We start from the raw sequence: 16,336 nt of genomic DNA, 5'->3' as shown, positions 1-16,336 counted from the left end.
GTAGACTGTTAAGTTTAATGCTATGTTAATAAATTGAAAACAAAACATGAATATTTACTTTCATATTAATGTTTTGAAAGATGTTTAGTTGGTTGATTTTGTGTTTTTTAACGATTTAAGGTCGGAATTGTAAGTTATGGTTTATTTAATAATGAGATAACGATAAGGTAAATTAGAACAGCTTAATATTTTCTTTTTTTGCAATCTCTAAGAGCATAACAACATGCTAAAACATTAAACCTATAACTTAAAAAATTCGACTCTATGTAATAATTAAATAGCAACCCTAATTTACAAATTAAAAACCGTAGTTGCTGGAACAACTACGGCTAAATTATTAAGCATTGTAAAACCAATCACTTAAAAATGTACACTAAAAATAATTTTTTTACACTAAAAAACATAGCTTTTTTAGTTTTATCTATTCTCTTATACCAAACTGGGTACGCAAATAGTATGCCTAATAGAGATTTAAATTTCAAAAATGATACCTTTCAAACAACTATAAAGGGTATTGTTTTAGACGAATCTGGAGTACCATTACCTGGAGCTACCATTATTTTAAAAGGGACTTCAACAGGTGCTTCTACCGATTTTGATGGCGTATTTTCTATTAATGCCGCAATAGGGCAAACACTTCAGGTGTCTTTTGTAGGTTACGAATCTCAGTACGTTGATGTAACTTCTACAGATTTAAAAATTAACTTAAAGCCGTTAAACGCCATGTTAGATGAAGTTCTAATTGTAGGTTACGGTCAACAAACAAAAAAGGATTTAACAGGTGCAGTAACTCAGCTTTCTACTGGCGATTTTAAAAAGGGAGTTAATGTATCACCCGATAATTTAATTCAAGGTAAAGTAGCAGGTGTACGCGTTGTGCAATCTAGTGGCGAGCCTGGTGCAGGTGTTAATGTTTCCATTCGTGGTGTAGGGTCTATCCGTAGTGGTAGTTCGCCATTATTTGTGGTAGATGGTATACCGCTAAGTAACGAAAACGTTAGTGCTGCCAGCCCAAATGTTGGTTTGGGTAGTTCTAGCGCTAAAAACCCGTTAAACTTTTTAAATACTAGCGATATTGCTTCTATTACAGTTTTAAAAGATGCATCTGCAGCAGCTATTTATGGCGCTAGAGGTTCTAACGGTGTTGTAATTATCACTACTAAAAAAGGAAAAACTGGAGAAGCGTCTATTACCGTAGATTCTTATTTAAGTATCGCTTCTGTGATTAAAAAAACAGATGTTTTATCGGCTAGTGAATACAGAAACGCTATTACAGATGTAGCTTACGATCATGGTGGGTCTACCGATTGGCAAGACGAGTTATTGCGCAGTGCTGTTACGCATAACAACAACTTCTCGTTTGCTAAAAAGACGGACAGCGGAAACTATTATACCTCTTTATCTTTTATGGATCAGGAAGGTATTGTTGAAACGAGTGGTTTTAAAAGAACAACAGCACGTTTAAATGCTGAAGAGTCATTTTTAGACAACAAACGTTTAAAAGTTAAAGTGAATTTAACGGCCAGTCAAATTAACGAAACAGGAGTTCCAAATGGAGCAGATGCTGGATCGGATGGGCAATTAATTATTCATGCATTAATGGCAAACCCAACACAACCTGTTTTTACTGAAGATGGCGATTTTACCAATTTCAACTTAAACCAGAATTATAACCCAATGTATTTGTTGGATATTTATGATGACCATACGCAAACGCTACGTGTTTTAGGAAATCTAGAAACAACATTCAGAATTATAGATGGTTTAGAATACAAGTTTAATTATGGTATAGATCGTTCGGTTTCCGAAAGAAATTCTACTATTTATCCAAATGCTACCGATAGAACGCCAGATGGTGCTTATGTTCAGAATAATTTAGAGTCTGAAAGTGTTTTAATGGAACATTATTTAACCTACCGATTTGGTTTAAACAAAAGTAAGTTTGAAGTTTTAGGAGGGTTCTCTTATCAAGAATTCGATTTCTCTGGAACTACATTTTCTTTAATAGGTATAGATGAAAAAGGTACAGGCGTAGCTCCAGAATACGATCCTGGTTATTCTGGCGAGCAATCTGGAGTTAGCGGATATGCGCAAAGAAATGAGTTGCAATCTTATTTTGGAAGATTAAACTATAATTTTGATGATAAATATTTACTTACAGCTTCTTTAAGAGCCGATGGCTCTACACGTTTTGGAGAAAATAATAAATACGGTTATTTCCCATCGTTTGCTTTAGGTTGGAATTTAGATAACGAAAACTTTATTAGTGAAATAGACGATATCGATCAATTAAAATTCAGAATGAGTTGGGGAGAAACTGGTAACCAAGAAGTTCAGAATAAAATTACTCAAGCGAGTTATTCGCAATCGGCTTCAGGTGGATATTACTTGTATGACGATTACAATTTAATAAACGGAATTGTTGTAAATCGTACGGCAAATCCAGATTTGAAATGGGAAGTGGTAACACAACTTAACGTTGGTATAGATTTTAGTTTATGGAACAACAAGCTTTACGGATCTTTAGATTATTACAATAAAACGACAACCGATGCTATTTTAAATATTTCTTCGGAACCATTAAGTCCTACTACAACGGTTTGGAAAAACATCGATGGAAAAATTGTAAACAAAGGTTTTGAGTTTGCTTTAGGTAGTAAAATTATTAATACCGAAGATTTTTCATGGAGTGTAGATGTCAACGGTGCAACTTTAGATAATGAAATACAAAATCTACCAGTATCAGAATTATACTCAGGGAGTGTTGCAGGTCCTGGATTATCTGGGGTTTTTGCCAATATCTATAAAAGCGGATACGAGGCTGGTTCTTTCTTTATGCTGAAACATTTAGGTTTTGATGCTGATGGAAACGATATTTTTGAAGATTTTAATGATGATAGCGTTATTAATACTGAAGATCGTCAAATATTTGAAGGCGCACTTCCAAATTTCACCTTTGGTTTAAATACAAACTTAAGCTACAAACGATGGGATTTAAGTCTTGCTTTTATTGGGCAAACAGGAGGTTTATTGGTTAATAATACCAACTTGGCATTAAACATCAACAATATTGTTTCAGATAGAAATGTATTGTCTCAGTTTTATAACGATGGTGCAAGTTTTACAAACCAACCACAATTGTCTACACTATACTTAGAAAAATCAGATTTCATTCGTTTAAACAATGCAAGACTTGGTTATTCTATAGATACCGATGCGCTTAATATTACGTGGTTACAAGGTTTAAACCTATACGTTAGCGGACAAAATATTTTCACAATCACTAATTATTCAGGATTCGATCCGTTGGTTAATAGTCCGCGTGCTTCTGGAGGAAATCAATCTATTGGTATAGATTACACTACTTATCCTTCCTCAAGATCATTTTTACTTGGTGCAACTTTAAAATTATAATTTATGAAAATTTCAAATAAAATATCAAAAATAGCTTCCGTATTCATGGTTGGTGCACTCGTTTTTAGTTGTACAGATTTGAATGAAGAAGTGATAGACGAAGTTATTGGTGGAGAAAGCTCTAACCCAGAAAGCGCCATGGCTGCGGCTTACGGTCAATTAGCAAATAGAACCTTTACCGATCACGGTAATGTATTTGGTTTGCAAGAATATCCAACCGATGAGTGTATGCTGCCAACCCGCGGAAGTGACTGGGGCGATGGTGGAAAATGGCGTGCATTAACCGAGTTTACTTGGGGAACAAACAATGCTGCAGTTGCCGGTACTTGGAATAATTTAACGAGCGGAATCACTAAAACCTTAACGGCAATTGAGTCTTTAGAGCAAAATCCAGATTATGCAAATTACGATTTGTTTTTAGCAGAAGCTCAAGGTTTATTGGCTTTATATGTTTACAATACGTTAGATTTATTTAACCAAGCGCCATACAGAGACCCGTTTACAGCGGGTGCGCCTTTAGAAATTCTTCAAGGAGAAACTGAAATCGATAACCTTATTGCCGATGTAGAAAGTATTATACCAAACCTTGTTAATTTAGGTGAACAACAAACCTATAATGGGCGTTTTACAAAACAGGCGGCTTATGCATTACTGGCAGATATGTACTTAAATAGAGCTGTTTTTAAAGATCGTTATAATGCCAGTTCTAGTTTTAATTTTACGGAACCTGCTGTAGATAATAATGGTAGCGATATGGATAAAGTTATTTATTACACATCATTATTAATTGATGGTAGCTTTAGTTTAGAGAGCAACTATTTCAAGAATTTTGATATAGATAATGGCAGCGGTTCTGAAATTATTTTTGCCATTGTTCAAGAAAATGATAACATTAGAAGTAGTGATAACGATTTTGCATACATGTCTACAGGGCGTGCACAAAAGCAAACACCAGATAATCGTGGTACAAACGGATCTTGCGTAGAACCTGAGTTTTACTACACTTGGGATGGAAATCATGATGATCCTCGTTTTCACCGTTACTACCAATATAGTGATGGTACTTGGTTTATGAACGATGGAACCACAGGGAGTGTACCTGCTGAAGATAGCAGAACAGATACCGGAAAGTTACTTGTACATTTTAACCGTGGTTTACAAGTAGGGCAGCAGTATGGCCCAACTTTAGACGGAAAAGGTGGTTTTAATATGACAGTTGATGGACGTATTGAAATCAGTAAATTGTACATGGAAAAAAACACGACAACACCAATGGATTACACTCCAGATTTAGATTTTAGTAACCCTGTAGAAGCTGTGTTTTCTCAAGATCAAATTAATCGTGGTGTACGTAACTTTAAATGGGAATTCGACCCTAACTACGGTAACGGAAACTCTGCTGTAGATGTGCCATTATACCGTTTAGGAGGAATGTATTGTATGCGTGCAGAGGCTTATTTCCGTAACGGAGAAACAGCTTTAGCACTTGCCGATATCAATATGTTAAGAACAAGTAGAACGCGTGAAGCACTCTTCGGAAATGCGCCAGGTGTTGCTATTACTTCTTTAGATGAAACAACACTTTATAACGAAATTGGTTTTGAAATGTATTGGGAGATGTATCGTAGAAAACAAATGATACGTTTTGGAACTTTTGATAAACCTTATACAGCCAAACCAACTACGGAGCCGTATTTAAGAGTTTATGCTATTCCTCAGGCTACTATCGATGTAACCGCTGAAATTAGTCAAAATTTCGGGTATATCAATTAAGCATCAATTTTATAAATTGGTAATATGGAAAATCTCAGGCTTATGGTCTGAGATTTTTTTTTGAAGTAGTTTTTAAGAAGTTACCCGTTTAGTAATCAGGACCACCTTGTTATTGCCTAAGTCTGTAGTGAAAAATACGTAGAGATCGCCACCATCTTTAATATTAAATTTTTTTCTGATATTTTGTACCGTTTCCGGGAAATTTCTCGTGGTGATGTTCGCTTTATTTAAGCCTCTTTTTTTTATCTCTTTTTTGTTATACGGTAAAATGTCTTCAATCTTAAAAGTCCTTCCAGGGAAATCTATTAAAGTCGCATTGGTGTATAAATGCGAATGTTTATGAAGTTTAGAAACCTGTAATTGATTAGAAATAGAATTGAAAGCGCCAGATTTTAAAATAGCCGAATTCGGCTCGTAAAGATAGGTGAGTGGTAGGCTGTAATTAGAATCAGTCGTTTTTTCTTCATCTAAAATAAAACTAAAAAGGTCTTCTTTTTCCTTTTTAATATTGCATGTTTTAATACCGATATCTCCATTGAAATCAGCTTCTAAAATCCAAAGTAATTCTTTTACTTCGTTATTTACAGCTACAACATGTATGGTTTTTACATGCTTTAATTCGCCAATACCAACGGACAAATCGAGAAGCGGTGATGTTTTAATCATAATATTTTTACTTCTTTTAAAAAGTAAATCTAAATGCGTAGGTACATTAGGTAAGCAATCATTTAAAAAGAAAACTTTTCCTTTGCTATCATGTCGTCTAGAAGGGTCTATGTAAATCCAATCGAATTGAGAATCAAGGCTTTTTAAATACTCAATACCGTCAACAGTTTGTGTTTCTATGTTTTCAACACCTAATTGTTTGTAATTATGACTAACTATTTGAGATAATTTGGGGTTTATTTCGCAATGAGTAACCTTTTTAAAGTGTTTTGAGAAATAATAACAATCTACTCCAAAGCCACCGGTTAAGTCGATTATAGCATCGCCTTGTATTAAATTAGCTTTGTGTTTTGCTGTAACTTCAGAAGAGGTTTGCTCTATGTTTAATTTATTAGGAAAATAAATGTTTTCAGCATTAAACCAAGTAGCTAACTTTTTTTCGCTTCGTTTTTTTGCTTCAATTTGTTCGATAATTTCGTTGGTTTCAACAGCTTCAAAATTGGTGCCTTTTAATAAAACGGAGCTTATATCTGCCTTTAAATGAGCATAAATAAAATTTTGAATCTCAGTATGTAGTATAGAATTATTCAAAATGAATTTATAAACCTTTAGTTAGTTTTTTTACAATCTTGTTTTCAGCTAAAAACTCTTTTAAAATCACTTTAATAGCGGTGTAAGCAGGCACGGCTATTATTAAACCAATAATGCCAAAAAGAATACCTGTAATTAAAATCACCAAAAATATTTCTAACGGATGCGATTTTACACTCTTAGAAAATATTACGGGTTGGCTGCCAAAATTATCAATAAGTTGCCCAATCATGAACACAATAAATACCCAAAATGTTTTAGGTAAAATAACGTCGTTAAAGCTTTCGCCTAAGTTACTAGTCATGGTTAAAGTAAGCATTAATGCCGCGCCAATTAACGGACCAACATAAGGAATAAGGTTCAACAATGCACATAGAAAAGCGATAACAATAGGGTTTTCTACACCAATAATAAGTAAACCGATGGTGTAAATAATAAATAGAATTAGTATTTGAAAAATAAGCCCTACAAAATATCGGGATAGTAGATCTTTAATTTTAGTTGAAGAGTTTTTCCAGCGAGACTCTTTGTTAGCGGGAATAAATGTTAGAATGCCATTTTCAAATAAACGGCTATCTTTCAAGAAGAAAAATGAAATAAATAATACTGAAAATAAACCAATACTAAAACTTCCAAGTCCACTTAAAACCGAGTTTAAAAAGTTCGGAATCATAGCGAAATTAATTTTAGACAGTAGGTTAGAGTCTTTTAAAGATTGTTCTACATCAATTTTATGTAAATCAAAATACTTGAGGATTTCAATATATAAATTTTCGATATTTTCTTGTAATAAGTCAATATCTAAAAGCGATAAATTTTGACCTTGTTTTACTACCAACGGAATAAATAAGCCAACCAAACCTATAAATAAGCTTAACAAAACAAGCATAGTTACAATAACGGCAATGGTATTTTTAAACTTCAATCTACGTTCTAAAAACAGAACAATAGGTCGGCCAATTAATGAAATTACTGCTGCTATGGCCACGTAACCAATCACCGATTGTATTTGGTATAGAAAATATAAAATGAGTGCTATGCCTAAAATAATGCCAATAGCTTTGAGTATACCGTTTGAAATGGTGTTCGAATTCATCTTGTAAATATAATATTATTTACGTTGAAATTTTGAGAGCATTCATTTTTTTGAAAAAGGTATAAACAGTAATTTATTAAAGTTGCTTTGTAATTTCGTAAACGGCGATGTTTGTGGCTTGCACAACATTCATACTGCTATTTTGGCCAAACATATCAATATGAAATACTGCATCTGATAGATTTAAAATAGCTTCGGATACACCAAAGTTTTCATCACCAATAACTAAAACAATAGATTTTTCATTTGAAATTTTAGCGGTGTGAATCGGTTCACTTTTATCCGTTATTTCTAAAGAAATAATATGATGATTGTTTTCTTTTAATTCTTTTACAACCTCTAAAGCCGATGGACATATATCATAATTAACCACTTTTTCTGTTGCTCGTGATGTTTTTGATATTTTTCGTCCCAACTGAATGTTTTCACCACAAAGCACCAATTTTTCAATTCCAAAAGCATCTGCCATTCTAAATAAACTACCAATATTTGGTGCATTGGTAACATTATCGCATACCAAAGTGATTGGAAATGTACGTTTTTTGAAGTTGGTGGTGTAGTGGGTGAGTTGCAATTTTTTTGTTTGAATGGTTAGCGTGTAATTGAGAAATTCTCATGTGAAATTACGATATAACTAATTAGGACTAGCATACATATTAGGAATAATATAAACCCAATAAGTGTTCGTTTTATTTTTTTAGACAGTTTCTCATTTAAAGAATTGGATTTAAAAAAGGGTTCAACCAACTGAAAAACAAGATGAACTATAGTTTCCATAATTTAATTTAATGTTCAAAAGCATACTTTACAATATTAGCTCCCATTTTTAGAGCCTTTTCTCTAACATCTGCAGGATCGTTATGTATTTGTGGGTCTTCCCAACCATCGCCTAAATCACTTTCATAAGTAAATAGCAATATCAATCTATCTTTTTCAAATAAACCGAATGCTTGCGGGCGTTTGCCATCGTGCTCATGTATTTTTGGTAAACCTTTAGGGAAACTAAAAGCCGAATTAAAAACAGGGTGAGTGGCTGGCAATTCGATTAAATCTTTATTCGGAAATACTTTTTTAAGTTCCTTTATAATATAAGGCTGCATGCCATAGTTATCATCAATATGCAGGAAACCACCTGAAATTAAATAGTTACGTAAATTTTCGGAATCTGTTTCATTAAAAAACACATTACCATGTCCCGTCATGTGAATAAAAGGATATTGAAAAATATCAGGACTGCTCACTTCAACAGTTTCTACTTTAGGGTTTATTTTGGTATTAATATTTTCGTTACAAAATGTAATTAAGTTTGGTAAAGCCGTGGCATTCCCATACCAATCACCACCACCTTGATATTTTAAAATCGCCAAATCTTGTGCAGTACAAACCACCGAAAGCAGACAAAATAAAATGGAAGTAATGAATTTCATGATTTAAGTGTATTACATTTCATTAATAAACGCAACAGAATGACAAGCAACAATAGCAGCAGTTTCTGTGCGCAAACGTGTTTCTCCCAAAGTTACAGGAATAAATTTGTTTTGAAGTGCTAGATCTATTTCTTTAACCGAAAAATCACCTTCCGGACCAATTAAAATAGTGATATCTTGATTCGACTGGAGTTCGTTCTTTAACGATTTCTTATCGGTTTCTTCGCAATGTGCAATAAATAAATGTCCAGAAAAGTCTTGATTTACAAAGGTTTTAAAAGGTACTGCCTCTTTTAATTCTGGTAAATAGCAACTTAAAGATTGTTTTGCTGCCGATTGAATAATGCGTTCAAAACGTTCTGGCTTAATGATTTTACGTTCGCTATGGTCGCAAATAATAGGGGTAATACTATCGATACCAATTTCTGTGGCTTTTTCTAAAAACCACTCATAGCGGTCGTTCATTTTAGTAGGAGCGACCGCTAGGTGTAGGTTATAATTTTTTTTAGGTTGTAATGTTTTGGATACAATTTCTGCTGTGCATTTATTGATATTAGGTATCGATATTTGAGCAGAAAAGAGCCAACCTTTTCCATTTGTAATATGCAAAGTATCTCCAACTTGTTTACGAAGCACTTTTACAATATGCCTGCTTTCTTCTTTTTCAAAAGAAAATTGTGTTGTGTTTTCGTTTATGTCGGGATTATAGAATAGTTGCATTAGTTTTTTGCTTCAACAATTTTTAAAACTTCAATTTCTGCGATGTCTTTGGGTTCATGTGTTTTTAAAACTACATAATACCAGTTTTTTTCAGTCACATCCACTGTGAAAATATCATTTAAGTGATGTTCGCTACTTACAATTGCGCTTTCAAAATCTGGATGTACTTCTCCTGATAAAAACCAACCTAAGTCGCCTCCTTTATTGGCGTTTTCATCCATGGAGTATTGTTTAGATAAAAAATCAAATGGTGCTCCGTTATGGTATTTTGCAATAATTTTATCACGCAAGTTATTAATTTCATCTAGTTGGTATTTCGTGCCATCTAGATAAATATACGCAACTCTGTAATAGGTTTTCTTATTCTTTTTAACAACTTTATATACTGTTTTCTCGTATTCGTTTTCGTTAACCTTAGTACCTCCAAGGCGCATATCGAAAAGCTCTTTTGCTAAATTTGTTTTGTGTTTTTCCTCGTTAAAGGTAATAAGTTTGTTTTTTTTAGAGTTTTTCGACTCTAGAAATTGTTCAATTTGTTCTGGAGTTTCAACAAGTTCTAATTCTTTTTCGATTGATTTTTGTGCGTTCAAAAAAGATGAAAAGCCTATAAAGGCTGAAATAAATAAAAGTTTGGTCATAATATTTGGGGTATATTTTCAGAGCCAAATTTAAAGTTAATGTTTGTGATATGAAAATAGAGGCTATAAGTTATTAAGAATATGTTGTTAATTGCTTTAAATTGAGTGCGTTAATTTATATTTTTTTTGCTTTGACTACGTTGAATAGCAAGGTGATTATTGAAGTTGTGCGTTATTTTTCAGCTTTAGGCTGAATAAATAAAAGCCTAGCTATTCAATTTAGAACTGTAAAAAAGGATGAATCCATAGCCCGTTCCGAAGAAAACGAAGCATATGGAGCTTTTGAAAAACAAAAAAGCCACATAAATTATGCGGCTCTTTTTGAAAAAATATTATAATGAAATTTAGATTTTTAATCGTGCTGATGCTACTACATCTTGCTCGGCAAAATCTTCTTCTAAAAATTTTAAATAACCAACAATAGCAATCATAGCGGCATTATCTGTAGTGAATTCAAATTTTGGCACGTAGGTTGTCCAACCAAACTTTTGTTCACCATCTTTTAAAGCTTGCCTTATTCCCGAATTGGCCGAAACACCGCCACCAATGGCAATATGACTGATACCTGTTTCTTTAGTGGCAAGTTTTAATTTATCAATTAGAATACCAATAATAGTATATTGAATAGAGGCACAGATGTCGTTTAAGTTTTCTTCAATAAAGTTAGGATTGGCCTTAACTTCACGCTGAATAAAATAAAGCACAGCTGTTTTAAAACCAGAAAAACTAAAATTTAATCCATCTACTTTCGGTTTTGTGAATTTAAAAGCTTTAGGATTTCCTAGTTTGGCACGTTTATCAATTTCTGGACCTGCAGGATAACCTAGCCCTAAAATTTTTCCGCTCTTATCAAAGGCTTCACCTACGGCATCGTCAATAGTTTCGCCAATTACCGTCATATCAAAATAAGAATCTACACGCACAATTTGTGTATGTCCGCCCGAAATCGTCATGGCTAAAAACGGAAAAGGTGGTTTATCAAAACCTTCTTCATCTATAAAATGAGCCAAAATATGCGCTTGCATGTGGTTTACATCAATTAACGGAATATTTAATCCGTAGGCTAAAGATTTTGCAAACGATGTACCAACCAATAAACTACCCATTAATCCTGGGCCACGTGTAAAAGCAACAGCATGAAGTTGTTCTTTGGTAATATTTGCCTTTTTTAACGCTTGGTGAACTACAGGTACAATGTTTTGTTGATGCGCTCTAGACGCCAATTCTGGTACTACACCGCCAAATTCTTCATGTATTTTTTGGGTAGCGACAACATTACTTAAAATTTTACCGTTGTGTATTACGGAAGCCGCTGTATCATCGCAAGATGACTCAATTCCGAGTATATAAATATTTTGTTCCTTCATTAGTGAATATTAGGCACAATAATTGTTAATTTTGAATCCGAGTAACCGAATTAAGAAATTCTATTTGTTTGTGATTGCAAAAATAGTTTATTCTAAATAAAATTATAACGTTAAGGGTATCAAAAAATTTCTAAAAATATTATTGAAAATAGCAGGTATATTGCTATTGTTGTTCATCATTTTGGTGTTGGTTCTCTCTATTCCTGCCATACAAACAAGTTTAGGTAATTACGTCACTAAGCGCATTAATAGTGATTTTAAGACCAATATAAATGTAGATAAAGTTAGTCTTCAATTTAATGGAGATGTTGAACTTAAGCAAATTTACATTGAAGATTATAGACAGGATACCTTAATAAGTATTGCCGAATTAAATACATCTATTCTAGGTGTTAGGAACCTAATTAATGGACAATTGGTTTTTGGAGATATTGATATTGAAAATCTTAATTTTAATATTAAAACTTATAAAGACGAAACGGATACTAATTTAGATGTTTTTGTGGCACGTTTTGATAGTGATAATCCAAGATCGGAGAAAAGTAATTTTTTATTATCGAGTAGTGATGTATCCATATACAACAGTGTTTTTAAATTTATAGATGAAAATAGAGAAACAACTAAGTTGCTGCATTTTGAAGATTTAAACATAAACGCTACCAATTTTTTAATTAACGGAAGCGATGTAAATGCCAGAATTAATACACTTAATTTTGTTGATAGTCGTGGTGTTACCGTTAAAAATATGATGACCGATTTTAGTTATACCTTAACCGATATGACTTTCGCTAATTTGAGTATTAAAACCCCAAACTCAGAATTAAAAGGCGATTTGAAATTTTCTTATGATAGAGCAGATTTTAAATACTTTACCGATAAGGTTTTGGTTTCGGCTAGTTTTAAGGATTCTAAAGTTAAGTTAGACGAATTAAATACGTTTTACAATGAATTTGGTGTAAACCAAACAGCAACTTTTAGTACAGATCTTTCAGGAACTTTAAATGATTTACAAACCTCTAATTTAAAATTAAACACCAACAGAAATACTCGAATTTACGGAGATATTAGTTTTAAAAACCTTTTTAATAAGGAGGAAGGTAATTTTTATATGAACGGGAAATTCAGAAATTTATCTTCTACATATAAAGATTTAAAAGCCTTGTTACCAAACGTACTAGGCGCAGCTATTCCGTCATCTTTTGATAGGTTAGGGTATTTTACCGTAGTTGGAAATTCTCAAATTACATCGTCTACGGTGGTTGCAGATATTCAAATAGATACCGAGCTAGGTTTTGTCGATTCTAACTTAAGAATAAGTAAAATTAACGATATTGATAATGCGGCTTATAAAGGTAATATTATTTTTGAGGAATTCGATTTTGGAACATTTTTAGACTCTCCAACCGTTGGTAAAGCATCTCTTAATTTTGATGTAGATGGTAATGGTTTTGTTACTAAAACTATTAATACACAAGTAAAAGGTGATGTGTTTGAAGTTGAGTACAATAACTACAAATATCAAGGTGTAAAAGTAGCCGGAAATGTTAGAAATAATATTTTTGACGGAAACCTTATCGCTAATGATAGAAACCTGAAATTAAACTTTACAGGCCTTGTAGATTTCTCTGAAACTGTAAATAAATATGATTTTGAAGCTAAGGTAGAATATGCCAATTTAAACGCTTTAAACTTCGTAAAAAAAGATAGTATTTCTATTTTTAAAAGTACAGTTAAAATGAATATGAATGCCAGTAATTATGATGATGCTTACGGTAAAATTTCATTTAGAAAAACTAATTATAAAAACGAAAATGACACCTATTATTTCGATGAATTCGATATTTCATCGCGTTTTAGCGAAGGTTTACGTTATATAGAAATTAACTCACCAGATATTATAGAAGGTGATTTTAAAGGAAAATTTAAATTTAAGGAGCTTAAAAAATTATTCGAAAATTCTATTGGTTACATTTATACCAATTATATACCGAATGAGGTAGAAGCGAACCAAAGCGTCGATTTTAATTTCACCATTTATAATAAAATTGTAGAAGTTATTTATCCAGAGCTTCAGTTGGCAAAAAACACCTTTATTCGTGGGCAAGTAGAGAGTGATGAAAGTCAATTTAAACTCACCTTTAAATCACCTAAAATTAAGCTTCAAAATTATTTTGCTAACAACATCGAGTTACAAGTAGATAACAGTAATCCAGTTTTTAATACTTACGTAGAAATAGATAGTTTAAATACTAAATATTACAATGTTTCTAACTTTAATTTAATTAATGTAACGGTTAATGATACGCTATTTATGCGATCGGAATTTAATGGAGGAAAACGTAATAAAGATAATTTCAACTTAAGTTTCTATCATACTATCAACGAAGCCAACGAGTCGGTTATTGGGTTTAAACAATCGGATGTTACAATTAAGGATAATAAATGGAATATTAATGAGTTACAAGATAAGTTTCATAAAATATCATTTGATAAAAAACTAACGAAGTTTAATATCGATAAGTTTAGAATTAATCATGAAAATGAAGAAATTAAACTCTCCGGATTCTTGAGAGATTCAACAGAAAAGGATATAAAACTTAACTTTACTAATGTCGATTTAGCTAAAATAACGCCGGATATTGATAGTTTAAATTTATCTGGAAACGTTAATGGTAAACTAGATTTAGTGCAGCAAAACGGGAATTATTTGCCTAATTCAAGTATCATTATTAATAACTTTAGGGTTAACGATTTTCTGTTAGGTTCTTTCGATGCTAATATTAGCGGTAATGAGTCGTTAACAAATTACACTGTTGATGCTACAATTAAAAACGATGATTCTAATTCGTTTACCGCAAAAGGTGATATTTATGTAGCAGGTAAGGCTTCTCGAATTGACGTAGGTTTGGTGTTTGATGGTTTCGATTTATATCCATTAAACCCTTTGTTACGAGATGTTTTAAGTGATATTCGAGGTAAGGCCGAAGGAGAAATACAGGTTGTTGGCGATTTACGAAAACCTAATTTTAATGGTGAACTTATAGTGAAAAAAGCAGGATTAGGAATTCCGTTTCTAAACGTGAATTACGATTTTGCAGAAAATGCTTCTGTGACTTTAAAAAATCAAAGTTTTATATTCAACAACATCAATATTACCGATACAAAATACAAAACAAAAGGATTGCTAAAAGGCGATTTAAGCCATGTTAACTTTGCTAAATGGAGTTTAGGCTTAGATATTACAACTAAAAACTTATTAATTTTAGATACGAAGGAAACGGAAGATGCGCTGTATTACGGCACAGGTTTTATTGGAGGTGAAGCTAGTATTTCGGGACCAACCGAGGAGCTAAGGATAAATGTTATTGGGGAAACTAAGCCAGGAACGGTGTTCAAAATACCATTGAATGATGCCGAATCTTTTGGAGATAACACCTTTATACATTTTATTACTAAGGAAGAAAAAGAGGCACGTAACAAAGGAGAAGAACTCATTTTTGATGAAATTAAAGGTTTAGAGCTTGATTTCGATTTAGATGTAACCGAAGATGCCGAAGTAGAAATTATAATTGATAAAGCCACAGGGCACTCCTTAAAAGGTAGAGGGCGAGGCGGATTGTTAGTTGAAATTAATACTAACGGAAAGTTTAATATGTGGGGAGATTTCGCGGTTTTCGAAGGACTCTATAATTTTGCTTATGGCGGTTTTGTGCAAAAGCAATTTACGGTTCAGCCGGGTGGAACTTTAGCTTGGGAAGGTTCGCCTTTAGATGCAGAGATAAACATGAATGCTATTTATAAAACCCAGGCAAATCCATCACCATTACTAGATACACCAATTAATAGAAGTATACCTGTAGAATTAAATATTGCTTTAACAGGAAGTTTGGAGCACCCTGTTCCAGAATTTACTTTTGAGTTTCCTAATGTGAATTCTACCATAAAATCGGAGTTAAATTACCGTTTAGAGTCGGATAGTGATCGTCAGGATCAGGCCTTGTATCTTGTTTCAACAGGTTCTTTTTCTGGAGGTTTAGATGAACTTAATTTTTCGGGCACCATTGCAGAGCGTCTTAATGGTATAATTAATAGTGTGTTTTCTAACGGAGATAGTAAACTAAGTTTAGGTCTAAATTATGAGGCGGGACAAAATACTCCAGATTATCAAACCGATGATCGTGTTGGTTTAACACTGCAAACACAAATTAGCGATCGTGTACTTATCAATGGTAAAGTAGGTGTGCCTGTTGGTGGCGCAACCGATACAGTTATTGCTGGCGATGTGGAAGTCTCTTTTCTTTTAAATGAAGATGGTACGTTAACCGCTAAAGTTTTTAACCGAGAAAACAGTATTCGTAATTTTGGTGAAGATATTGGGTACACGCAAGGTGTAGGGCTTTCGTACAATGTCGATTTCGATACGTTTAAGGAGTTGCTTAGAAAAATATTTACAAAGAAGTCCGACAAAGAAGATGATGTATTAGAGCGACCTGAAAAGGAAGCGGAAAACGCACTACCTGATTATATTTCTGTAAAGCCAGCTTCAAAAAACTAATTTTTTTTCAATAATTCTCAATAAAATTACCTCAATTTGATTTTAATCGAATAATTCGGGGTTAAAATAGCATGTTATTTCTTTTTTAT

At 32.9% G+C, this 16,336-nt stretch carries 10 protein-coding genes; 3 read left to right on the top strand and 7 right to left on the bottom strand.

Features of this window, described 5'->3' with window-relative positions:
* Window positions 1-366 precede the first annotated feature (366 nt).
* Together BM246_RS19755 and BM246_RS19750 are read left to right on the top strand one after the other, a co-directional pair.
* The gene (locus tag BM246_RS19755; RefSeq protein WP_139221851.1) at window positions 367-3,414 is read left to right on the top strand and encodes a SusC/RagA family TonB-linked outer membrane protein; all 3,048 of its coding nucleotides are present in this window, start codon (window positions 367-369) and stop codon (window positions 3,412-3,414) included.
* A 3-nt stretch (window positions 3,415-3,417) separates the two neighbouring features.
* Entirely contained in the window at window positions 3,418-5,187 is a 1,770-nt protein-coding gene (locus BM246_RS19750) for a RagB/SusD family nutrient uptake outer membrane protein (protein ID WP_083415717.1), read from the top strand.
* 72 nt (window positions 5,188-5,259) lie between these two features.
* On the opposite strand, the gene BM246_RS04865 is transcribed toward BM246_RS19750, so the two are convergent.
* From BM246_RS04865 to tsaD, 7 genes are all read right to left on the bottom strand, one after another.
* Window positions 5,260-6,444, bottom strand: coding sequence for a class I SAM-dependent methyltransferase (locus BM246_RS04865; RefSeq protein WP_074936170.1), 1,185 nt, complete (start codon window positions 6,442-6,444; stop codon window positions 5,260-5,262).
* A gap of 7 nt (window positions 6,445-6,451) precedes the next feature.
* Window positions 6,452-7,540 carry an AI-2E family transporter gene (locus BM246_RS04860; protein ID WP_074936167.1) on the bottom strand — a complete coding sequence of 363 codons (1,089 nt, stop codon included), beginning with the start codon at window positions 7,538-7,540 and terminating at the stop codon, window positions 6,452-6,454.
* Window positions 7,541-7,616: 76 nt separating this feature from the next.
* Complete coding sequence (locus BM246_RS04855) at window positions 7,617-8,114, bottom strand: TrmH family RNA methyltransferase (protein ID WP_074936164.1); 498 nt, start codon at window positions 8,112-8,114, stop codon at window positions 7,617-7,619.
* A 211-nt stretch (window positions 8,115-8,325) separates the two neighbouring features.
* Window positions 8,326-8,967, bottom strand: coding sequence for a DUF4159 domain-containing protein (locus BM246_RS04850; protein ID WP_074936162.1), 642 nt, complete (start codon window positions 8,965-8,967; stop codon window positions 8,326-8,328).
* A 12-nt stretch (window positions 8,968-8,979) separates the two neighbouring features.
* Window positions 8,980-9,687, bottom strand: coding sequence for a 16S rRNA (uracil(1498)-N(3))-methyltransferase (locus tag BM246_RS04845; RefSeq protein WP_074936160.1), 708 nt, complete (start codon window positions 9,685-9,687; stop codon window positions 8,980-8,982).
* Window positions 9,687-10,325, bottom strand: coding sequence for a peptidylprolyl isomerase (locus BM246_RS04840; RefSeq protein ID WP_074936157.1), 639 nt, complete (start codon window positions 10,323-10,325; stop codon window positions 9,687-9,689). The genes BM246_RS04845 and BM246_RS04840 overlap by 1 nt, the downstream gene beginning before the upstream one ends.
* A gap of 344 nt (window positions 10,326-10,669) precedes the next feature.
* A complete protein-coding gene (gene tsaD, locus BM246_RS04835; protein WP_042503933.1) occupies window positions 10,670-11,692 on the bottom strand; it encodes a tRNA (adenosine(37)-N6)-threonylcarbamoyltransferase complex transferase subunit TsaD in 1,023 nt (340 codons plus the stop codon).
* A gap of 142 nt (window positions 11,693-11,834) precedes the next feature.
* On the opposite strand from tsaD, the gene BM246_RS04830 reads away from it, so the two are divergent.
* The gene (locus BM246_RS04830; RefSeq protein ID WP_231961819.1) at window positions 11,835-16,247 is read left to right on the top strand and encodes a translocation/assembly module TamB domain-containing protein; all 4,413 of its coding nucleotides are present in this window, start codon (window positions 11,835-11,837) and stop codon (window positions 16,245-16,247) included.
* Window positions 16,248-16,336 lie beyond the last annotated feature (89 nt).

It is taken from the genome of Algibacter lectus (assembly GCF_900112395.1).
Lineage (GTDB): Bacteria > Bacteroidota > Bacteroidia > Flavobacteriales > Flavobacteriaceae > Algibacter > Algibacter lectus.
Note: the sequence above shows the minus strand (reverse complement) of the source record. Positions and strands in the feature narration are given on the sequence as shown.